The organism is Haloactinopolyspora sp. (assembly GCF_027324685.1).
Taxonomy (GTDB): Bacteria; Actinomycetota; Actinomycetes; order Jiangellales; family Jiangellaceae; genus Haloactinopolyspora.
The window spans coordinates 24,781-44,224 of sequence record NZ_DAHVSH010000054.1; the positions used below are offsets into that span (position 1 = coordinate 24,781).

20 protein-coding genes and 1 tRNA gene are annotated in these 19,444 nt (G+C 69.3%); 13 read left to right on the forward strand and 8 right to left on the reverse strand.

Features of this window, described 5'->3' with window-relative positions; all coding sequences use genetic code 11:
- Positions 1–55 precede the first annotated feature (55 nt).
- Positions 56–1,045 (forward strand): NUDIX hydrolase, encoded by a 990-nt coding sequence (locus M6444_RS06870; RefSeq protein ID WP_298324668.1) that lies wholly within the window; start codon positions 56–58, stop codon positions 1,043–1,045.
- A 163-nt stretch (positions 1,046–1,208) separates the two neighbouring features.
- Here the strand turns inward: M6444_RS06870 and deoD are convergent, their stop codons facing one another.
- Positions 1,209–1,913 carry a purine-nucleoside phosphorylase gene (deoD, locus tag M6444_RS06875; RefSeq protein ID WP_298324669.1) on the reverse strand — a complete coding sequence of 235 codons (705 nt, stop codon included), beginning with the start codon at positions 1,911–1,913 and terminating at the stop codon, positions 1,209–1,211.
- A 71-nt stretch (positions 1,914–1,984) separates the two neighbouring features.
- On the opposite strand from deoD, the gene nudC reads away from it, so the two are divergent.
- On the forward strand, positions 1,985–2,854 hold the full coding sequence (gene nudC / locus M6444_RS06880) for an NAD(+) diphosphatase (RefSeq protein WP_363326269.1): 870 nt from the start codon (positions 1,985–1,987) through the stop codon (positions 2,852–2,854).
- A gap of 2 nt (positions 2,855–2,856) precedes the next feature.
- On the opposite strand, the gene M6444_RS06885 is transcribed toward nudC, so the two are convergent.
- Positions 2,857–3,111: a mycoredoxin gene (locus tag M6444_RS06885; RefSeq protein WP_298324673.1), complete on the reverse strand. Its 255-nt coding sequence runs from the start codon at positions 3,109–3,111 to the stop codon at positions 2,857–2,859.
- 147 nt (positions 3,112–3,258) lie between these two features.
- Between M6444_RS06885 and M6444_RS06890 the strand changes: the two genes are divergently transcribed.
- The 4 genes from M6444_RS06890 to M6444_RS06905 all read left to right on the forward strand — a co-directional run bounded on the left by M6444_RS06890 (position 3,259) and on the right by M6444_RS06905 (position 6,366).
- Complete coding sequence (locus tag M6444_RS06890) at positions 3,259–5,349, forward strand: ATP-dependent DNA helicase UvrD2 (protein ID WP_298324676.1); 2,091 nt, start codon at positions 3,259–3,261, stop codon at positions 5,347–5,349.
- Between the two features lie 122 nt (positions 5,350–5,471).
- Complete coding sequence (locus M6444_RS06895) at positions 5,472–5,678, forward strand: hypothetical protein (protein WP_298324678.1); 207 nt, start codon at positions 5,472–5,474, stop codon at positions 5,676–5,678.
- A gap of 99 nt (positions 5,679–5,777) precedes the next feature.
- Positions 5,778–6,053 (forward strand): WhiB family transcriptional regulator, encoded by a 276-nt coding sequence (locus M6444_RS06900; protein WP_298324681.1) that lies wholly within the window; start codon positions 5,778–5,780, stop codon positions 6,051–6,053.
- Between the two features lie 127 nt (positions 6,054–6,180).
- Entirely contained in the window at positions 6,181–6,366 is a 186-nt protein-coding gene (locus M6444_RS06905) for a hypothetical protein (protein WP_298324684.1), read from the forward strand.
- A 99-nt stretch (positions 6,367–6,465) separates the two neighbouring features.
- On the opposite strand, the gene M6444_RS06910 is transcribed toward M6444_RS06905, so the two are convergent.
- The 3 genes from M6444_RS06910 to M6444_RS06920 form a co-directional block, all read right to left on the reverse strand.
- Positions 6,466–7,779: an AarF/ABC1/UbiB kinase family protein gene (locus M6444_RS06910; protein ID WP_298324687.1), complete on the reverse strand. Its 1,314-nt coding sequence runs from the start codon at positions 7,777–7,779 to the stop codon at positions 6,466–6,468.
- A 28-nt stretch (positions 7,780–7,807) separates the two neighbouring features.
- Positions 7,808–8,827, reverse strand: coding sequence for a hypothetical protein (locus tag M6444_RS06915; RefSeq protein WP_298324689.1), 1,020 nt, complete (start codon positions 8,825–8,827; stop codon positions 7,808–7,810).
- Between the two features lie 81 nt (positions 8,828–8,908).
- Positions 8,909–9,070, reverse strand: a complete 162-nt coding sequence (locus tag M6444_RS06920) for a DUF5679 domain-containing protein (RefSeq protein WP_298324692.1) — start codon at positions 9,068–9,070, stop codon at positions 8,909–8,911.
- Between the two features lie 573 nt (positions 9,071–9,643).
- Between M6444_RS06920 and M6444_RS06925 the strand changes: the two genes are divergently transcribed.
- Positions 9,644–10,180 (forward strand): M48 family metallopeptidase, encoded by a 537-nt coding sequence (locus M6444_RS06925; protein ID WP_298324695.1) that lies wholly within the window; start codon positions 9,644–9,646, stop codon positions 10,178–10,180.
- Positions 10,181–10,189: 9 nt separating this feature from the next.
- Here M6444_RS06925 and M6444_RS06930 read toward each other — a convergent pair whose 3' ends face one another.
- Both M6444_RS06930 and M6444_RS06935 read right to left on the reverse strand, forming a co-directional pair.
- Entirely contained in the window at positions 10,190–10,747 is a 558-nt protein-coding gene (locus M6444_RS06930) for an NUDIX domain-containing protein (protein WP_298324698.1), read from the reverse strand.
- Positions 10,744–12,117 (reverse strand): zinc-dependent metalloprotease, encoded by a 1,374-nt coding sequence (locus tag M6444_RS06935; RefSeq protein ID WP_298324701.1) that lies wholly within the window; start codon positions 12,115–12,117, stop codon positions 10,744–10,746. The genes M6444_RS06930 and M6444_RS06935 overlap by 4 nt, the downstream gene beginning before the upstream one ends.
- Positions 12,118–12,192: 75 nt before the next feature.
- Between M6444_RS06935 and M6444_RS06940 the strand changes: the two genes are divergently transcribed.
- The 3 genes from M6444_RS06940 to M6444_RS06950 all read left to right on the forward strand — a co-directional run bounded on the left by M6444_RS06940 (position 12,193) and on the right by M6444_RS06950 (position 14,852).
- Positions 12,193–13,302, forward strand: coding sequence for an NAD-dependent epimerase/dehydratase family protein (locus M6444_RS06940; RefSeq protein WP_298324704.1), 1,110 nt, complete (start codon positions 12,193–12,195; stop codon positions 13,300–13,302).
- Positions 13,303–13,725 (forward strand): molybdenum cofactor biosynthesis protein MoaE, encoded by a 423-nt coding sequence (locus M6444_RS06945; RefSeq protein ID WP_298324706.1) that lies wholly within the window; start codon positions 13,303–13,305, stop codon positions 13,723–13,725. It abuts the gene before it with no gap.
- A gap of 77 nt (positions 13,726–13,802) precedes the next feature.
- On the forward strand, positions 13,803–14,852 hold the full coding sequence (locus M6444_RS06950) for a S16 family serine protease (RefSeq protein WP_298324707.1): 1,050 nt from the start codon (positions 13,803–13,805) through the stop codon (positions 14,850–14,852).
- A 47-nt stretch (positions 14,853–14,899) separates the two neighbouring features.
- Here the strand turns inward: M6444_RS06950 and M6444_RS06955 are convergent, their stop codons facing one another.
- Positions 14,900–15,448, reverse strand: a complete 549-nt coding sequence (locus tag M6444_RS06955; RefSeq protein WP_298324708.1) for a PPA1309 family protein — start codon at positions 15,446–15,448, stop codon at positions 14,900–14,902.
- Positions 15,449–15,601: 153 nt separating this feature from the next.
- Between M6444_RS06955 and M6444_RS06960 the strand changes: the two genes are divergently transcribed.
- The 3 genes from M6444_RS06960 to M6444_RS06970 all read left to right on the forward strand — a co-directional run bounded on the left by M6444_RS06960 (position 15,602) and on the right by M6444_RS06970 (position 19,096).
- Entirely contained in the window at positions 15,602–18,532 is a 2,931-nt protein-coding gene (locus M6444_RS06960; protein ID WP_298324711.1) for a UPF0182 family protein, read from the forward strand.
- A gap of 263 nt (positions 18,533–18,795) precedes the next feature.
- Positions 18,796–18,933: a hypothetical protein gene (locus M6444_RS06965; protein WP_298324714.1), complete on the forward strand. Its 138-nt coding sequence runs from the start codon at positions 18,796–18,798 to the stop codon at positions 18,931–18,933.
- Between the two features lie 86 nt (positions 18,934–19,019).
- Positions 19,020–19,096 (forward strand) — tRNA-Met (locus M6444_RS06970).
- The last annotated feature ends 348 nt before the right edge of the window (positions 19,097–19,444 follow it).

Below are 19,444 nucleotides of genomic sequence, written 5' to 3' on the forward strand. Positions count from 1 at the left end.
CGGCCTCAAAGACGCCTCTTGATCGAAATCCGGCCGGACGAGAGACTCATGTCTCGTGACCGCCGAGCTGAAGCCGCTGCGCCGTATCGCCGCGTACGCCGTCTGCGCTGACGATGCAGGACACGTCCTGCTCATCCGCGAGTCGGTGCGCTCGGGCACGCCGGGGGTGTGGACCTTGCCCGGCGGCAGCGTGCTGCACGGCGAGCACCCGCGCGACGCTGTGGTCCGCGAAGCCGCCGCGGAGTCCGGTTTGCTGTTGCGAGCCGGCACGCCGATCGACGTCCTCGCCGACACCCGCGCTCGTCCGCACCGCGAGGTGACGCTGCACACCGACCGGATCATCTTCCGCGCCGAGGTCGTCAGCGGCGAGCCCGAGCCGCTGTCGCCGATGGTCGACGAGGTGCGCTGGGTCACCACCGACGAAGCCGCCACGCTGCAGCTGCGCCCGTTTGCCTCGCAGATCCTCAAGCTCCCGCTGTCCACGGTCGACCTGCCGCCGGAAGAGATGCCGGAACTGCCCGGCTTCCACATCCAACAGGCACCGGACGGCCGGCACACCGTCCAGCGCTTCGCCGCGTACGGACTGGTGCGCGATCCGCGTGGGCGCGTGCTGCTCACCCAGGTGGCCGAGGGCTATCCCGACGCCGGCTGCTGGCACCTGCCGGGCGGGGGCACCGACTTCGGCGAACAGCCCGCCCAGGCGTTGCTCCGCGAGCTCGTCGAAGAGACCGGACAGCACGGGCGGATCCGGTCTTTGCTCGGTGTGGCCAGCCATCGTGAGCCCGAGCAAGTCGGTCCCGAGGGCTTCGCCATCGACTGGCACGGTGTACGCCCGTACTACGACGTCATCGTCGACGAGCCGGGCGAGATCGTCCTGGCCGACGTCGGTGGGTCCACGGTCGGCGCGCGCTGGTTCGACTCCGCCGAGGTCACCGAGTTGGCCGTCACCGCGGTCACCCGCGAGGCGTTGCATGCGGTGTCCGGTGCTCCAACACCGCCAGGACCGGACGATGGTCGCTGGTCCCCACGGCTTCGAGCACACTGAAATCCACTACGCTCCACGCGCGGCCGTCCACCAGCACGTGATCGATCGGGCGCCCGCCCACGCCGGGCGGACGTCCCGGCCAGGCCCAGCAGCTGCGGCCACACGACGGGGGCCGCCAGGACCGCGGTGCCTGCGGCGATGCCGGCCAGCTTGACCGTCCGGCTCACCCGGTGACGGCGTCGAGTGCCAGTTCGACCATGTCGCCGAAGGTCCGTTCCCGCTCATCCGACGACGTCTCGTCGCCGGTGATGAGGTGATCGCTCACCGTGCACACCGCCAGCGCCCGGGCGCCGAACTTCGCCGCGAGCGTGTACAGCGCGGCGGCCTCCATCTCCACGGCGAGCACGCCGAAGTCACGCAGCCGGTCTCGCAGCTCGGGCCGATCATGGTAGAAGGAGTCGGTACTGAACAGCTGGCCGACATGGTGGCGGGTCCCGGCCGCCTCGGCCCGCTCGACCACCGCCCGGACGAGCTGGAAGTCCGCCGTGGGAGCGTAGTGGAACCCCTCGAATCGCAGGACGTTCTCCGCGGAGTCCGTCGCCGCGCTCAACCCGATGACGACGTCGCGGATGCCGACGTGCGGCTGCATCGATCCGCACGACCCCACGCGCACCAGGGTTCGAGCGCCGTATTCGGCGAGCAGCTCGTGCACGTAGATCGACAACGACGGCTGTCCCATCCCGGTGCCTTGCACCGAGACGGGGACGCCGCGGTAGCGGCCGGTGAAGCCGAGCATGTTGCGTACGCGCGAGTAGCACGTGGCGTCGTCGAGGTAGGTACGGGCGATCCACTCCGCCCGTAGTGGGTCGCCGGGCAGCAGGACGGTCTCGGCGATCTCGCCGGATGCGGCGGCTATGTGGGTGCTCACGGAGGTCGACCGTATCGAAGCCCGGGCGGGCGCAACGGCTAGTGTCAGGCATCGTGTACGACGCGTACGTGATGCCCGGGCCGTTGGCCCTGTCTCGCTCGACCGTGGACCACGCGACGCACCGGCGGACCGACGCTGCGTGGCTCGAGGCGACCTGGCGGGACGAGACCACCCGTGTCCTGGTAGTAGGCGCTGGGACGGTGCCCGTCGACGGTCATGAGCTGCGGTTCGTCTCGCCGTCCGAGGCGCCGGACGGTCACCGCTACCTGCTCGGGGTCGAAGACGGCATCGCCTACTTCGCCGTGGGCGTCGATTCCGCACCGGCCGGCGGCGCGACGTTACGTGAGGTCGGAGCCGTGCTGGGAGACCGGGACGCGGGCCTGGCCGTGCACGCCGTCGCCCTGGCGAACTGGCACGCGGCGCACCGGCATTGCGCGCGCTGCGGGCAGCCGACTGAAGTGTCCGCGGCCGGGCACGTCCGGCGCTGCCCGGCCGACGGTTCCGAGCACTACCCGCGCACCGATCCGGCCGTGATCGTCCTCGTGACCGACGAGCACGACCGTTGCCTGCTCGGCCGCGCGACGGCGTGGCCGGAGAAGAGGTTCTCCACGCTGGCCGGTTTCGTCGAGCCGGGGGAGACGCCTGAGCACGCGGTGGCCCGGGAGGTGTACGAAGAGGCCGGGGTCGTCGTGACGTCGGCCCGGTACGCCGGCGCCCAGCCGTGGCCGTTCCCGTCGAGCCTCATGCTCGGCTACTACGGCACGGCGACCGGTACCGAACCGCGCCCCGACGGCGCCGAGATCGCCGAGGCTCGCTGGTTCAAGCGCGACGAGCTGCGTTCGGCCGCGCTGGCGGGGGACATCCTCCTGCCGGGCGGCATCTCCATCGCGCGGCGCCTGGTGGAAGGCTGGTACGGCGGAGCGCTGCCCACGCAAGGATGAGCTCAGCTCACGGCACCCAGATCGGCGAGCTTCTCTTTCACCTCGGCCACGCTGGGATTCGTCAACGCGCTGCCGTCGCTGAAGATCAGGGTGGGTACGACTGCGTTGCCGCCGTTCACGCTCATCACGAGGTCGGCCGAGGCGGGGTCGGCCTCGATGTCGACCACGTCGAAGTCGATTCCCTCCCGGTTCAACGCACTTTTCAGCCGGTGGCAGTAGCCGCACCACGCCGTGCTGTACATCGCGAACGAAGACATCGACTCTCCTGACAGCGCCTCGCGCCACGTCTGATCACGAACCTTACGATGATGGAACACCGGTTGATCGACTGGTTGTTCCTGCGGCCCCATCCTGACCCGAAGCCGCTTGCGGCCATGTCGGACCGGGCTGTCAGGATGGTGCGCATGAGCGCCCCCGATGTCCTCGCCGGCCTCGATCCGGAGCAGCGGGACGTCGCGACCGCGCTGAGCGGGCCGGTTTGTGTCATCGCGGGTGCCGGCACGGGCAAGACGCGCGCCATCACCCACCGCATCGCGCACGGCGTGCTGGTGGGGGCGTTCGAGCCGCGTCGCACCATGGCGGTGACCTTCACCACTCGAGCCGCCGGCGAGATGCGCGGACGCCTGCGTGCCCTCGGCGTCGACGGCGTGCAGGCGCGCACGTTCCACTCCGCCGCGTTGCGACAGGCCCGTTACTTCTGGCCCCAGGTGGCCGGCGCCGAGTTGCCGGAGATCACCCAGAGCAAGCTGCCGCTGGTCGGCTCGGCGGCCTCGCGCTGCCGCGTCCCGACCGAGCGCACCGTGCTGCGCGATCTGGCCTCGGAGATCGAATGGGCGAAGGTCAGCAACGTGGCCGCTGAAGATTACGCGGCCGCGGCGGCTCAGCTACACCGGGAGGTCCCGGGGGTCGACCCGGAGTCCGTCGCGCGGGTGTACGCGGCCTACGAAGATCTCAAGACCGACCGCAACGTCATGGACATGGAGGACATCCTGCTCGCCGCGGTCGGGCTGATGGCCGGGCATCCTGGAGTCGCCGACGCCGTGCGGTCCCAGTACCACCATTTCGTCGTCGACGAATACCAGGACGTCTCACCGCTCCAGCAACGTCTGCTCGAGCTGTGGCTGGGCGATCGCGACGACATCTGCGTCGTGGGCGACCCGGCCCAGACCATCTACTCCTTCGCCGGGGCGCGGCCGAACTACCTCACCGGCTTCTCCGAACGGTACCCATCCGCCACGGTCGTCCGGCTCTTTCGCGACTACCGCTCCACGCCGCAGGTCGTCGAGGTCGCCAATGCCGTCCTGCGCGCCGGACCGGATTCCGCGCAAGGTGTCGTGCTCGAGGCCCAGCGACCCGCGGGCGTCCCGGCGACGTTCGAGGAACACCCGGACGAGCTGGCCGAGGCTAGTTGGGTGGCGCGCAAGATCAACGACCTCCTCGCCCGCGGTACACCGCTGCGCGAGATCGCGGTGTTGTTCCGCGTCAACGCCCAGTCCGAGGTGTACGAGCAAGCCCTGGCCGAAGCCGGCCTGGCCTACGTGGTCCGGGGAGCTGAACGGTTCTTCGACCGCGCCGAGGTCCGCCAGGCTGCCATGATGCTGCGCGCCGCTGCCCGATCCACCGATTCCGCGCCGGACGCGCCTGATGCCGCGGCCGCGACGGCCGCCGTGCTCGCCTCGGCTGGCTGGTCCGCGTCGCCGCCGAGCGGTGGCGGTGCCGCGCGGGAGCGGTGGGAATCCCTGGCCGCCGTGGTCGCGCTGGCCGAAGAGGTGGTGGCGGCCAACCCCGCGGCCGGGCTCGACGACGTGGTGACCGAACTCACGCATCGCGCGAGCGTTCAACACGCCCCGACCGCCGACGGCGTCACTCTCGCGTCGTTGCACTCGGCCAAGGGTCTGGAGTGGGACGCGGTCTTCGTGGTCGGTTGTCACGAGGGGACGTTGCCGCTGTCGTACGCCGAGACGCCGGCGCAGATCGAGGAGGAGCGACGGCTGCTCTACGTCGGCGTCACCCGGGCGCGCGAGTACCTCAGCGTGTCGTGGTCGTTGTCGCGCCAGCCCGGCGGCCGGGGCAACCGCCGCCCGAGTCGCTTCCTCGACGCCGTGCGGCCCGAAACCGCGAGCCGTGCCGGCCGGCGGTCCAGTTCGGCCGGGACCGCCGGGCGCGGCCGCAAGAGTCGGTCGCCGGCTCGATGCCGGGTGTGTGGCACGGCGCTGTCCGAGGCGGCTGAGCGGAAGCTGGGACGCTGCACCGACTGTCCGTCGTCGGTCGACGAGGCGTTGTTCGAGAAGCTGCGTACGTGGCGGCTCGAACGAGCGCAGGAACAGAAGGTGCCGGCCTACGTCGTTTTCACCGACGCCACGTTGACGGTGATCGCCGAGACACGTCCTGCTGATGAAGCCGAGCTCGCGGCGCTACCCGGCGTCGGCCGGACCAAACTCGACCGATATGGTGACGACGTGCTGAAACTGTGCCGTGCATCGGCGGGGAAATAACCAAAAAAATATGTTGCCCCTTACACAGCGCCAGGTTTAGCATGACTGGGCACGTCGGATTTCCGCGTGCCGCAGAGCTGGAAAGTCCGGTTCGAGTACGAGACCGAGAGGAGGGTCGTCAGATGATCAAGCAGCTGATCGAGCGTAGCGGGATCGACTATGTCGGCGCCCTCCGTGGCGTCTCCTCGGACATGGTGATGCTGGTCGCGCCCGTTAACACTCCGTCGACGGGAGAAGTGCGTCCGAAGGCAGCCGATGCACCGACGACCCACTTCGTCGACGACCTCACTGGCGGCGTGTGCGTCCGCTCCTGGAGTCCACCGGTCTAGGCATGATGAGACCGGCGCCTTCCAGGCCGCGGACCCCCACCCCGGGATCCGCGGCCTTTTTGTTTGCCCATCGACAAGGAAGGGAGGTGACGGAAACTCATGATGCTGACCAGCGTTCTCGATCGCGCCGGAGCCGCTGAGGAATCCATTCCCTGCCGGAAGGACCCAGAGCTCTGGTTCGCCGAGTCGCCGGCCGACGTGGAACTCGCCAAACAACTGTGCCGAGTCTGCCCGGTGCGCGAGCAGTGCCTGGCTGGGGCCACGGAACGAGCAGAGCCCTGGGGTGTGTGGGGCGGCGAACTGTTCGTCTCCGGCGTCATCGTGGCGCGCAAGCGGCCACGCGGCAGGCCCCGGAAGAACGAGATCGCAGCATAAGGACCTCCCCGAGCCGTGCGCTCGACGACCGTGACCTCTGGAGAAAGGAACCGACGTGTATCACGCCGATCCGGCTACCACCAAAGCCTTGCGAACCACCACGGCACCGATCATCAGGAGCATCGACATGCATCTCATCAATGAAGCGCTCGCTCGTGCGCATTGTATGGAGCAGCGCTACGTAGCCGAGCGAGACCGCCACGCGTATCGCCTCGTGGCCAGGCGCCGGATGGAGCGCAAGGCCGCGCGGGCCGCGCGCCGCGCGCGCCGGCTGGCGACAGCGGTCGTCGCCATGAACGACCGCCCGCTGTAGATCGACGTTCGACCTACGACGTCGGTTCCTCAGGTCGCGGACGTGCCGCGGGCCGTCACCACGACGGCTCGCGGCACGTCCGCGTTGGTCGTGACGACGTCAGGGATGGGCGAACCCGGGCAACCACCGCTCGAGTTCGGCGCGGAACGGTGCCTGACAATCCAACTGCGACAACACGCCGATCCCGCCGATCCACACCCGGTGGATCAACATGTAAGCAGGCGGCAGGTTGAGTTTGAGCCCGATGGAGTAGCCCGGGCGACGCGGGTCGTTGATCCGGGCGAACTGCTCGCGCATCCATGGCCGGGAAAAGTGGAACTGCTCGGCTCGAGCCGGTTCGAGGAACGGGGCGAGGTACTCGTAGAGCGCCTCGGGATCGATCTCGATGTGCGGCTGGATGAATCCTTCCGCCCGCAGGCCGTCGACCATCGCGTCCACGTCACCGTCGAGCGCCCGGCGCATGAGCTGCCCGATCGAGGCCGGCAGCCCTTCGGGTAGCCGCGCCACCGCGCCGTAGTCGAGGACGCCGAGCCGGCCGTCGTCGGTGATGCGGTAGTTGCCGGGATGCGGGTCGGCGTGCAGTAGCCCGGCACGTTCCGGCCCGGAGAACAGGAACCGGACGTAGAGCCGCCCGGCATGATTGCGTTCGGCCTGGGTGCCGTCGGCGATGACCTGCGACAGCGGGCGTCCGTCCAGCCATTCGGAGATCAGCACGTGCTCATGGCCGTCGATGAGGTCGGGCACGGCGAACTCGGGGTCGTCCCGGTAAGCCAGGGCGAAGCCGCTTTGCGCGTCAGCCTCCATGCGGTAGTCGAGCTCTTCGACCATCCGGTCGTGCAGCTCCTCGACCAGAGCGCGAGCATCCATGCCAGGCGCCAGGGCGCCGATCGAGCGGCCCAGCCGCGCCACCTGCCGGAGGTCGGAGCGCAGCGCGTCACCGGCCCCGGGGTACTGGATCTTGACCGCCACCTGGCGGCCGTCGTGCCAGACCGCCTTGTGCACCTGGCCGATCGAGGCGGCGGCAGCGGGTTGGTCGTCGAATTCACGGAAGCCGTCTCGCCAGTCCGGCCCGAGATCGTCGGCGAGAACCCGGTGTACGGTGCCCGGCGCCATCGGCGGGGCGGCTTCCTGCAGTTTGGTCAAGGTGGCGCGGTATGGCGCGACGATCTCTTCGGGCATCCCGGCTTCGATCACCGACAGCGTCTGGCCGAACTTCATCGCCCCGCCTTTGAGCTCACCCAGCACCCGGAACACGTGCTCGGCCGTGCGCTGCTGGACGTCGAGACCGACGGACTCAGCCGACTGACCGCTGAGACGCCGGCCGAGTCCGAGCGTGGCTCGCCCGGCCGCACTCAACGGCAGGGTGGCGAGCTTGAAAGCTCGGTTGACGGAGTTACGGGGCGGATCGCTCACACCCCCATTGTGACGCGTGAGGCAAGTCCTATGCCCAGGCGCAACCACAGCCCGGGTGGCGGGCCCAACTTCGCCGCCGAGGCAGGCCCAACGGCAGGCTCACCTCGATGGTGCCGTCGACGGTAGCGGGGGTGAACCCGTCGAGGTGCGCGAGGACCTGGGCCGTGGCCAGTCCGGCGACGACGGCGGCCAAGGCGGTGTCGCAAGCCGGCTCGACCGGCGGCCGCCGCACGGTCTGGTCGAGCACCAGCGGCCAATGTCCGTCCATGTCGGTGCGGTGCAGGTCATGGCAGCGCAGACACGACGAGCGGCCCGGAACGACGAGCGGGCCCACCACCCCGGTGACTTCGACGACCTCGGCCAGCAGGTGCGCGGTCCCGTGCCGCATCAACTCCGCAGCATCCTCGCGCCCCGCGCCTGGTGCCGGCGCGAGGACGGCGAAGTCCGTGCCGCCGGTGGGCCCGGACACGCCGTGTCTAGGGTCGGCCGGCGAGTCGGTGCGGAGAACATCGCCGAGGGCGCGCCCACGCGCCCGGCCGACCGCACGCTCAGCATGTCCGCCCGGCGTCACGTCGGCCTCGATCGTGGCCGCCGGATCATGGACCACGACGTCACCGATGCCGGCGGCGGCCAGCAGACGCGCGATCGACGCGCCGACCCGCCCGGCACCGTGAACGTCGACCCGGTAGCGCCGACGGGCGGCGAGCGCAGCATCCCCGCCATCGGGCTCAGCGTTCTGCAACCCGAGACTCGACCGATCGGGCACGACACGCGGGTGTACCTGGATGCGCGCTGCAGCATCGACGGCTGCGCCGGCCGAGAACAGGAGGTCCAGCAGCTGGTCGGCCGCGCCCCTGTCGCCGCCGAGTTCGGCGGCGAGCTCGCGCAACGCCGCGAGATCGTAGCGACCGTCCATGGCGTTGAGGATCGCGATCTCGACCGGGCCCAGGTCGCCGATCAGAAGGGCCGAGCCGGGCGTGACACCGATCTGGAGCGTGGACTCGTCGCGCCAGGTACGGCTGAGCGCGGGATGCAGGATGGGACGCACGTGGGCATCGTGCCGCGAATCTCGTTCGGACGCGGCAGCTCGTCCACAGGTTGTCCACAAGCACCCGCCGTGGACGTGAGCTCAGGTGGCCTTTCCGAGGATCCGGTTGAGGTTCGTGGAGCACGTCGGACAGGTGGCTTTGGCCATCCGCGTGCCCTTGTCGTTGACGACGACCTGGCCGGTGGCCTGCCGCTTGGCTTTGCATTTCACGCAGTAGAACTCGCCGGAATAACTCTCAGTCATCGAGACCCCTTCCCCCTCCAGCGGAGTGATCTGCGCACACAGTACGCCCATGACTGATTTCTGCGTGGGTGATCGCCGCAGAACGGCGGAAAGTCAGCTGGCCTGAACGACGTTCGGCGGGGCCTCAGTTCCGCGGACTCGCGCGCATTTCCCCCGTAAGCGCGCCGACATCCTCGTTTTCCGAAGCCCCGCCGGACGGGTGGAGCGAGCTGCACTCTGATGAGTCGGCTCCCTCTACATGCCAGTCAACGTACGGCAAACACCGGGCGGCGGCAAGCAAAACAGGAGTATTTTGTTCCACGGCTGTGGATAACGCTGTGGACGACCTGTGCAGCGCCCGCCGCTGGTTGTGGACCGGCGGTGCATGCGATGTTGACGACGCTCCGTTGTTCCCGACGATACCCGCCGTGAACTGCGGTGATGCGCCTTGCTGCGGAAGGGTCCCCGAAGCAGGAACAGTTGAGTCGATGATGGGCGGTTTCGTCTTCGGCCGGTGTGCCGGCGCCGGACGAACCCGCGTTATCCACAGCGCTTCCACGCATATTCGGTGCAAGGGGAGTTACGGTGCTTCTCATGGAGGCACCCGACGTGGAGGTCCGGCGTTCCATGCGCCGCCGCCGTACAGTCACGGCCTTCCGCGAGAACGGTCGTGTCGTGGTGTGCGTGCCGTCCAAGCTCAGCAAGGCCGAGGAACGGCGTTGGGTGTCCGTGATGCTCGAACGCCTCGCTGCGCAAGAGAAGCGGCGTCGGCCCAGTGACGAAGCGCTGTTGGCCCGAGCGCAGGAACTCGCCCGGAAGTACCTCGACGGGCGGGTGAGCCCGACCAGTGTGCGGTGGAGTTCGGCGCAACGGGCCCGGTGGGGGTCGTGTACCCCGAGCGACGCGTCCATCCGGTTGTCCGACCGGCTGCAGGGCCTGCCGACGTGGGTGATCGATTACGTGCTGGTGCACGAGCTCGCGCATCTGCTGATCAGCGACCACAGCAGCGAGTTCTGGGCACTGGTTGGCCGGTTTCCGCGCGCCGAGCGCGCCCGGGGTTTCCTCGACGGGCTCAGCTACGCGGCCGGCAACGGTGCCACGGATGACGAGCCGGAGCACCGGGAGGCTTGACGGCGCCGATCAGGGCGCTGCTGCCAACCGAGCCCTGGCCGCGGCGACGAAGTCGGCAATGTCGGCGCCGATCGGCTCGGGCAGGTCGTCGTGGTCGAACCAGCGTCCGTCGAGCGACTCGTGATCGATGACGGGTATGGCGCCGCTGGGTGCCACGGCGACGAACTGTACGTCCAAGTGGTGGTCGACGACGCCGGGCCGGCAGGGCGCGGCGTGGCGATCGAGGCGCACCGGCAGACCGTGCGCGGCGAGCGTCAGCTCGGCGATCCCGGTCTCTTCGCGCGCCTCACGCAGCGCAGCCTCCGCGGCGGAGGCATCCACGGCTTCGAGATGTCCGCCCGGCTGCAGCCAGCGGCGAACCTTACCGTGCAGGACCAGCAGGACGCGGCGAGCCCCGGGATCCACCACGAGCGCGCTGGCGGTCAGATGCGCCGGGGCGCACTCGCGCGTCACGCCGTCCGGGTACTCGTCCAGGAAAGCGACGAAGTCCGCGCGTAGCCGCTCCTGTTCCGGATTCGGCGCGGTCCACGACGCCAACAGGTCACGAGCGCGTCGATGCAGAGTCACCCGGTCGAGCCGGGGGAGTCGTCGTCGGACGGGGCGTCTTCGGATGCCGGAGCATCACCGAGGTCGTCGAGTGCCGACACGTCGAGCTGCTCGTCGCGGGTGAGGTACGCGTCGGGATCGGCGAGGTCGTCGGCCGACGGCATGAGGTCGGGATGGGCCCAGACGGCGTCGCGTCCCTCGGGGCCGCGCGCCTCGCGCACGGCCGCCCAGAACGCGGCTGCTTCGCGCAAGCGCCGGGGCCGCAGGTCGAGCCCCACCAAGGTGGCGAAGGTCTGTTCGGCCGGCCCGCCGGTGGCGCGGCGGCGGCGAACCGATTCGCGTAGGGCCACCGCGGACGGCATCCGGTCCTTGGTGGCCTCGGTGACTGCGTCGTCGACCCACCCCTCGACCAGTGCGAGCGCCAGCTCGAGGCGCTCGAGTGCGGCCTGCTGTGCCGGGGTGGTGGGCACGTCGAACAGTCCGCCTTCCAGCGCCTCCTGCAAGGATTCCGGCCGTTGCGGGTCGATGTCGCGCATCGTGGACTCGATGGCTTCGGTGTCGACGCTGACGTGGCGCGCGTACTCCTCGATGAGCGAGATGATGTGCGCGCGCAGCCACGGCGCGTGCCCGTACAAGCGCAGGTAGGCGGCCTCGCGCAGCGCGAGGTAGAGCATGACGTCCCGTTCGTCGATGCCGAGCCCCTCGCCGAAGGCGCGGACGTTGGCGGGCAGCAGCGCCGGATGGCCGTCGGCGAGCGGGACGCCGATGTCGGTGGAACCGCAGACCTCACCGGCCAGCGTCCCGATGCTCTGCCCGACCTGAGCCCCCCACATGGACACGCCTACCTGCTGCAGCATCCCCACCAACGGGCCGGCCGCTTGCGCCATCTCCGGCGGCAGCGACGAGCTCATGGCCTCCGACACCCGTGCGGCGACCGGCTCGACGAGGTCGCGCCAGGCCGCCTGGGTGCCGTCGACCCACTCGGCGCGGCTCCAGGTGCGTGGTGCGCCGCCGGTGGCGGGGAAGCTGGTGGCGTCGTCGAGCCAGGTGTCGGCCAGCCGGAAAGCGGCTTCGACGTCGCGCCGCTCTGCACCGCTGACCGAGCGGTCGCCCTGAGCCGCGACCACCTGGCGGGCGGACTGATTCGCCAGGTCCCAGTTGACCGGGCCACCGGACCACGACAGCATCTGGCCGAGCTGCTGGAACAGCGCGCCCAGATCAGGCCCGCCGGGCCCACCAGGCCCGCCTTGGCCGCCGAGCATGCCGAACAGTCCGCTCAGCGGGTCTTGCGGTCCGGACGATCCGGCACCGCCCGGTGCCGGATCGGGACGGTTCTCGTCCGGCTCGTCGGGATCGTCGGCGGATCGGAAACCGAAGGGCACGTCACTCATCGATTGGCCTCAGGCAGGATGGGAAGCGTGTTGGGGCGCCTCATGCGTCCCACGGTAACCGCAGGAGGAGACTTCGTGGGCAAGCAGCCGCGACGGGTTCGCGCTCGGCGCAACGACGGTGCCGGCCTCGTGGTCGCCGTCACGGGTGCTGCGAACGGCGTCGGGCGCCTGCTGACCTCTGCACTTGCGACCGACGACCACGTGTCGCAGGTGGTGGCCGTCGACGATGCCCGGGGCGACGTCGACGGCGTCACCTGGCGCGTGATCGATCTCACCGACCCCGCTCTCGTCAGCCGGCTGACCGGGGTCGACGTCGTCGTGCACACCGCCGTGAGCATCGACATCTCCGCCGACCCCGCGGCCCGGGCACATCGCAACGTCCGGGGCGTACAGACTGTGCTGACGGCGTCGGCCGCCGCGGGCGTGCGGCGGGTGATCGTGGTCACCAGCGCGATGGTGTACGGCGCGCTACCGGACCATCCGATTCCCCTCGACGAGGACGCGCCGCTGCGAGCCGAACCAGACGGATCGGTGCTCAGCGACCTGCTCGAGATCGAGAGCCTGTGTGCTCGCGCACCGCGATCGCATCCCGGGACCTCCGTCACTGTGGTGCGACCGGCCGCGGTCGTCGGCGCGGGCGTCGACACCGTCCTGACTCGGCACTTCGAAGCGCCGCGACTGCTGGTGGTGAAGGGCACCGAACCCGCCTGGCAGTTCTGCCACGTCGACGATCTCGCCGCGGCACTCCAGTTCGTGGTGACCCACGACGACGTCGGCGGGCCACTGACCGTCGGCTCCGACGGCTACCTCGGTCAGGGCGAGGTCGAGCAGCTCAGCGGCAAGGGCCGGATCGACCTGCCGGCCTCGTTCGTGTTCGGCACCGCCCAGCGGCTGCACCGGCTGGGGGTCACCCCCGCCGCGGCCAGCGAGCTGCAGTACGTCACGCACCCCTGGGTGGTCAGTGCGAAACGGCTACGTGCCGCCGGATGGCGGCCGGCCTACGACAACGCTGCGGTGCTGCGGGCCTTGATGGACGAGATCAGCGGACGGCATGCGCTGGCGTCGCGTCGTATCGGGCGCCGCGAGACAGCGACGGCAGCGACCATCGGCGCCGCGGGCGCCACGGTGGCGATCCTCGGGACCGCCGTCGTGGTGCGCAAGGCCAGGCGAAGGAAGCGGGGATAGATGGACGTCATCAGACTCCTGGACATACGTGACGAGGCGTTGTCGGTGGACGAGGTGCTCGCCGCCGTCGCCGACCCGGCTGCCGGCGGCACCTGCCTGTTCCTGGGCTCGGTCCGCGACAGCGATGCCGGCAAGACCGTGCGCACGCTGGACTACGAGGCCCATCCGAGCGTGCGCGAGGCGCTGCGTACGGTGGCCGAGAAGGTCGCCGCTGAGGTGCCGGTGCGGGCGCTGGCGGCGGTGCATCGCGTCGGGCATCTCGAGATCGGGGACCTGGCCGTCGTCGTCGCGGCCGCGGCCGAGCACCGCCAGGAAGCGTTCGAGGCATGCCGCCGGCTCATCGACGACCTCAAGCGCGAGGTCCCCATCTGGAAGCATCAAGCCTTCACCGACGGCACCACCGAGTGGGTCGGGTCACCGTGACCCCAGAGGGCCGTCGAGCCCGGAAGTACGCTGTACGTTGTTCCGTGCCCAGCTCGACGTGAGGATCGCCGACACCGATGACCCGCCGCTCCGCGACCCTGGCCGTCGCCGGCGTCCTGATCGTCGCGTTGGTGGCGGTCGCCTCGCTGGTGAACCTGCCCTATGTGATCTACTCTCCCGGCCCGGTCGAAGACACGCTGGGTGAGTGGGACGGCCATCCCGTCGTTCAGGTCGAAGGAGCCGAGACCTACGAGACCGAAGGCCGACTCGACCTGACGACGGTCGGGGTGACCTCGGCCGATGCCGAGCTCGACCTGCTCACGGCGTTGCGGGCGTGGGTCGACCCGGACCGTGCCGTCGTCCCGCGTGAACTCGTGTACCCCGAGGGAACGACCGCGGAGCAATCACAACAACAGAACGCGGCCATGCTGGCAGACTCTCAGCAGAACGCCAAGGTCGCCGCGTTGCGCAAGTTGGGCTACGAGATCGAGGGCACGGTGGTCGTCGACGCTGTGCTCGCCGATACGCCGGCCGATGGAACCCTGGAGCCGGGCGACGTCGTGGTGTCGGTGGACGGGACTGACGTGCACACGCCTCAGGACGTCGTCGACGCCGTCACCGCTCACGAAGCCGGCGAGACCGTCGACTTCGTCCTCCAGCGCGACGGGCAGGAACTGAAGGAGTCCGTCCAGACCATGGCCGCCGAGGACGACGGGCGCGCTCTCGTCGGCTTCACCCCGGTGATGGGCTACGACCTGCCGATCGAGATCGAGATCGGCATCGACGACCGTATCGGCGGGCCCAGCGCGGGCATGATCTTCGCCGTCGCGATCTACGACACCTTGACGCCGGGCGCGCTGCTCGAAGGCAACCACGTCGCCGGCACCGGCGAGATCACCGTCGACGGCGAGGTGAACCCCATCGGCGGCATCCAGCAGAAGATCGCTGCCGCCTCCGCCGATGGCGCCCGGTTGTTCCTGGCACCACGCGACAACTGCGACGAGGTGGCCGGTGCGAACAACGGCGACATGCAGGTGGTCCCGATCGAGACGCTCGACCAAGCCATCACGACGATCGAGGCCTTCAGCGCCGGCGACACCGACGATCTGGCCAGCTGCCCGTCCTAGCCGGTGCCCGTCACGGCCCTGGTCTGAGCCGGTGCGCCCGGTTCGGCTCAGGTGAGCGTGTCGGCCAGGGCGTCACCGAGCTCCGGTGACAGCTCCGCGCCGTGCACCAGGTCGGCGTCCTCCTCGTGGCCGCGCACGCGCAGCACGGTGGCTCTACTGCCGTCGCGCAGCACCCCGACGACCACCCGGACGTCCGAGCGCGCCGGATGTTGCTGGGCCCAGGCAGCGGCGGCAGTGTCCTCGGCCGGCATGTCGTCCTCAGCGCCCGGCGGCAGCACGATGCGCTCGAGGACGAGCGCGCATCCGGTGACGGTGTCGGGCCACTCGATGGTCGGGAGGAGTTCCTCGATGGCCCGGCCGCCGATGTCCTGCTCGATCGGTGTCAGCGACTCGTCGGTGGCTTCCTCCGCGCTGAGGCCCAGTTTCGTGGCGAGTTCCGGCTCGCGGCTGACCAGCTCGGCGGTCGGCGCGAGCGCATAGAGACGGGCCTGCTGGTCCCAGCCGTCGGCGCGCACGTGACGTTCGATTTCCGCCACCGCTCGCGTCAGGGCCGAAGGGACGTCGTCAGGCCTCGCGCCGGGGTCGTCGACACTCATGTAGTCATGGTCGCACGACGCCGACCCGACGACGCCCGGCACGGTGCTGGCTACAGGGGGTGGCCGGTTCGGAACCACGAGCCCGAGTGAGATAGTTTCTCAGGGGTGAGCCAGGACATGCCGCGCCCCGCTGGGCCATTCCGCGGACCGAACGTGCCCCGACGCTCCCGTGCGCTGTTGCCGACAGTCGCTGTGCTGAGCGTTCTGCTCGTGGCTTACATCCTCACCGTCACGTTCTGGACCGACTGGCTGTGGTTCGACTCGGTGGACTTCACCGGCGTGTTCACCACGCAGTTGTTCACCAGAGTGGCGCTGTTCGTCGTGTTCGGCCTGGTCATGGCCATCTCGGTGGTCGTCAACGGCATCGTGGCGTACCGGCTGCGCCCGCAGTACCGCCCGATGAGCGTCGAACAACAAAGCCTCGACCGCTACCGTGACGCGATCGACCCGGTACGCAAGTGGGTGTTGGCCGCGGCGGCGGGACTGCTGGCCGTCATGGCCGGCGCCAGTGCGGCCGGGCGGTGGCGCGACTACCTGCTATGGCGCAACGGCGGCGAGTTCGGCCAGGACGACCCCGAGTTCGGCATCGACATCGGGTTCTTCACGTTCGACTTCCCGTGGTGGCGCTTCCTCGTCAGCTACGGCTTCGCCGTCGTCGTGCTCGGCATGGCGGTCGCGGCCATCACCCACTACGTCTACGGCGGCATCCGGCTGCAGACCGCCGGGCAGAAGGTCAGTCCGGCCACGCAAGCACACCTGTCCGTGCTGATCGGCGTGTTCATCCTGCTGAAGGCCGTGGCGTACTGGCTCGACCGGTACGAGCTGGTCATCCAGGGAACCAACGACGACCGGTTCACCGGGGCCGGCTACGCCGACGTCAATGCGCTCATGCCGGCGAAGATGATCCTGGTGTTCGTGGCGCTGATCTGCGCCATCCTGTTCTTCGTCAACGTCTGGCAGCGCAACTGGACCCTGCCGGGCATCGGCCTCGGCCTCCTGGTGCTCTCCGCCGTCCTGCTGGGTTGGCTGTGGCCGCTGCTCGTCCAGCAGTTCCAGGTCAACCCGAGCGAAGCCAGCCGCGAGTCGGAGTACATCTCGCGCAACATCGAAGCGACCCGCAACGCCTACGACGTCGACGACATCGAGATCCCCGACTATGACGCCACCACCCAGGTCAGTGAAGGGCAGTTGGCGGAGGACTCGGCGACCATCCCCGGTATCCGGCTGATGGACCCAGGCGTCATCCAGCCGGCGTTCCAGCAGTTGCAGCAGGTCCGTGGTTTCTACAGCTTCAACGATCCGCTCGATGTCGACCGGTACGAGGTCGACGGCGAGCAGCGTGACATCGTCATCGCCGCGCGTGAGCTCAACTCCGCCGGTATCCCGGACGAGCAGCAGAACTGGATCAACGAGCACACGGTGTACACGCACGGGTACGGTGTGGTCGCCGCGTACGGCAACACGCGCGAGAGCGACGGGTCGCCGGCGTGGGCGGAGGAAGACATCCCGTCCGAAGGCATCCTGGGCGAGTACGAGCCGCGGATCTACTTCGGCGAGAACTCCCCGGAGTACTCCATCGTCGGCGCGCCTGAGGGCACCGATCCCGTCGAGTTCGACGTTCCCGAAGACCCGGAGACCGGCCGAGAGCGGTTGAACACCTACCAGGGAGACGGCGGGGTGCCGGTCGGCTCGTTCTTCAACCGGCTGCTGTACGCCACCCGCTTCCAGGAAGCGAACTTCCTGCTGTCCGACCGGCTCAACTCCGAGTCGCAGCTGCTGTACGACCGTGATCCCCGCGAGCGCGTCTCGAAGGTGGCGCCGTGGCTGACCGTCGACTCCAACCCGTTCCCTGCGGTGATCGACGGGCGGGTCAAGTGGATCGTGGACGGCTACACGACCTCCAACTCGGTGCCGTACGCCGAGCGGGTGTCGCTGAGTGAGGCGACCAGTGACTCGCGGACGGTGCGCCCGGCGCTGGCCGCTCAGCCTGACGACTTCGTCAACTACGTCCGCAACTCCGTGAAGGCCACCGTCGACGCCTACTCCGGTGAGGTGACGCTCTACGCGTGGGACGAGGAGGACCCGGTGCTGCGCGCGTGGATGGGTGCCTTCCCGGACTCCGTCGTGGCGCGCTCGGAGATCCCCGAGCCCCTCATGGATCACCTGCGCTACCCCGAAGACCTGTTCAAGATGCAGCGCAAGTTGCTGGCTGAGTACCACGTGACCGACCCGTTCACGTTCTACGGCGGTCAGGACCAGTGGATCGTGCCCAGCGATCCGACCAGCGAGGTCGAGACCGACCAGCCGCCGTACTACCTCAGCATCCAAATGCCCGGTCAGGAGCAGCCGTACTTCTCGCTGACCACCACGTACACGCCGAAGAACCGGCAGAACCTGATCTCGTTCATGGCGGTCAACGCCGACGTGCGAAGTGACGACTATGGGCAGATACGGGCGCTGCGGGTGTCCAGCAACACGCAGATCGACGGTCCCGGTCAGGTCGCGAACGCGTTCGAGACCGATCCTCAAGTCGCCACCGAGCTGTCGCTGTTGCGGCAGGGCGATGCCGAGACCCGGCCCGGCAACCTGCTGACCCTCCCGGTCGGTAACGGATTGCTCTATGTCCAGCCGGTCTACGTCGTGCGAGCCAGCGGTGACGCGGCGTACCCGTTGCTGCGCCGTGTTCTGGTTCAGTTCGGCGGCAAGATCGGGTACGACGACACGCTGCAAGGCGCGCTGGACCAGATCTTCCAGGGCGAATCCGGTGCTGAGACCGAAGAAGAGGGCGGCATCGACGACGACGCCGCGCCCGACGAAGACGGCGCTCCGGGCGAGGAGGAACAGACTCCGCCCGACGACGAGACGCCGCCACCGGACGACGAGACCACCCCGCCCGACGACAACCAGCCGCCGCCCGAGGGCGACCTCGCCCAGGCCATTGCCGACGCGCAGCAGGCATGGGCCGATGCCCAGGCCGCCCAGGCCGACGGCCGCTGGGCCGACTACGGCGAGGCGCTCCAACGGCTCGAGGACGCCCTCGCGCGGGCCGAGCAGCTGTCCGGCGAATCCGCGCCGGCACCGTGACGGTATAGCCGGGCCGGCGTGGCGGCTGGCGCTGGCCCGGCAGCACGACGGTCACTGCTGCGTCATCAGGCATGTGCCTGGTGGCGCAGCAGTCTTTGTCGTGGGTGCGCGGCGCTTGGGGCTCCGAAGCCGCCGCGGGCGGTCGTGCGGGCGGTGCGTGCGGAGCGGTTCGGGCGATGCGCGCGGGGCGGCTCGAGCGGTCGTGAAGGGGCTCGAGCGGTCGTGAAGATCGTTGTGTGAACCGTTGCCGGTCCTGAGGAGTCGTGAAGATCGTCGTGCGCCGAAGTGCGCGATATAGCGGCAATTTCAACCACGACGATCTTCACGACTGGCCGGCGACGGCCCTTGATGCGGGAACCGCGCGAGGTGTCAGGATCGCTCGCCAGCCCGCCGGCTCGTGATCGACACGGCAGATTTCGCCGGTCCGGATTCGACCCCTGCGCCGATTTGGTGTGCGGCCGACTGTCCCGTATCCTTGTCAGTGCGACGCGGGGTGGAGCAGCTCGGTAGCTCGCTGGGCTCATAACCCAGAGGTCGCAGGTTCAAATCCTGCCCCCGCTACCACCACGAAGGCCCGGACCGAAACGGTCCGGGCCTTCGTCGTTTGGCGGAGCTCGTCGTGTCGAGCGTCCAGTGGGTGCTCCGGAATCGCCTGTCCTGACGCCTAAAGTCGGCAGGTGTAGCCAGATCTGTAGCAGAGGGTCCGGTCCACTCGGGTATACCGATCCGTTGTTCGTCAGCGGGGTGTGCGGCTGCGGTGGCTACCGTGAGCGACGCCGACCTCGCCACCGGCCACCGCCCCGGGGTGACCATGGCCGCCTGAACCACGACCCTGCCGGACCGAACCAGCACCAGACCACACCCCCGATCGGGCCAAGCTCCACCCTCAGCCAGGTGCTGGTCATCGAGCCC

What these genes read in the sequence shown, in the direction of transcription:
- nudC (WP_363326269.1), top strand. Translation starts at nt 1,985, where the DNA reads ATGCCCGGGCCGTTGGCCCTGTCTCGCTCGACCGTGGACCACGCGACG.
- M6444_RS06945 (WP_298324706.1), top strand. Translation starts at nt 13,303, where the DNA reads ATGGACGTCATCAGACTCCTGGACATACGTGACGAGGCGTTGTCGGTG.
- M6444_RS06920 (WP_298324692.1), bottom strand. Translation starts at nt 9,070, where the DNA reads ATGACTGAGAGTTATTCCGGCGAGTTCTACTGCGTGAAATGCAAAGCC.
- M6444_RS06885 (WP_298324673.1), bottom strand. Translation starts at nt 3,111, where the DNA reads ATGTCTTCGTTCGCGATGTACAGCACGGCGTGGTGCGGCTACTGCCAC.
- M6444_RS06925 (WP_298324695.1), top strand. Translation starts at nt 9,644, where the DNA reads ATGGAGGCACCCGACGTGGAGGTCCGGCGTTCCATGCGCCGCCGCCGT.
- M6444_RS06955 (WP_298324708.1), bottom strand. Translation starts at nt 15,448, where the DNA reads ATGAGTGTCGACGACCCCGGCGCGAGGCCTGACGACGTCCCTTCGGCC.
- M6444_RS06895 (WP_298324678.1), top strand. Translation starts at nt 5,472, where the DNA reads ATGATCAAGCAGCTGATCGAGCGTAGCGGGATCGACTATGTCGGCGCC.
- M6444_RS06890 (WP_298324676.1), top strand. Translation starts at nt 3,259, where the DNA reads ATGAGCGCCCCCGATGTCCTCGCCGGCCTCGATCCGGAGCAGCGGGAC.
- M6444_RS06900 (WP_298324681.1), top strand. Translation starts at nt 5,778, where the DNA reads ATGATGCTGACCAGCGTTCTCGATCGCGCCGGAGCCGCTGAGGAATCC.
- M6444_RS06950 (WP_298324707.1), top strand. Translation starts at nt 13,803, where the DNA reads ATGACCCGCCGCTCCGCGACCCTGGCCGTCGCCGGCGTCCTGATCGTC.
- M6444_RS06935 (WP_298324701.1), bottom strand. Translation starts at nt 12,117, where the DNA reads ATGAGTGACGTGCCCTTCGGTTTCCGATCCGCCGACGATCCCGACGAG.
- M6444_RS06905 (WP_298324684.1), top strand. Translation starts at nt 6,181, where the DNA reads ATGCATCTCATCAATGAAGCGCTCGCTCGTGCGCATTGTATGGAGCAG.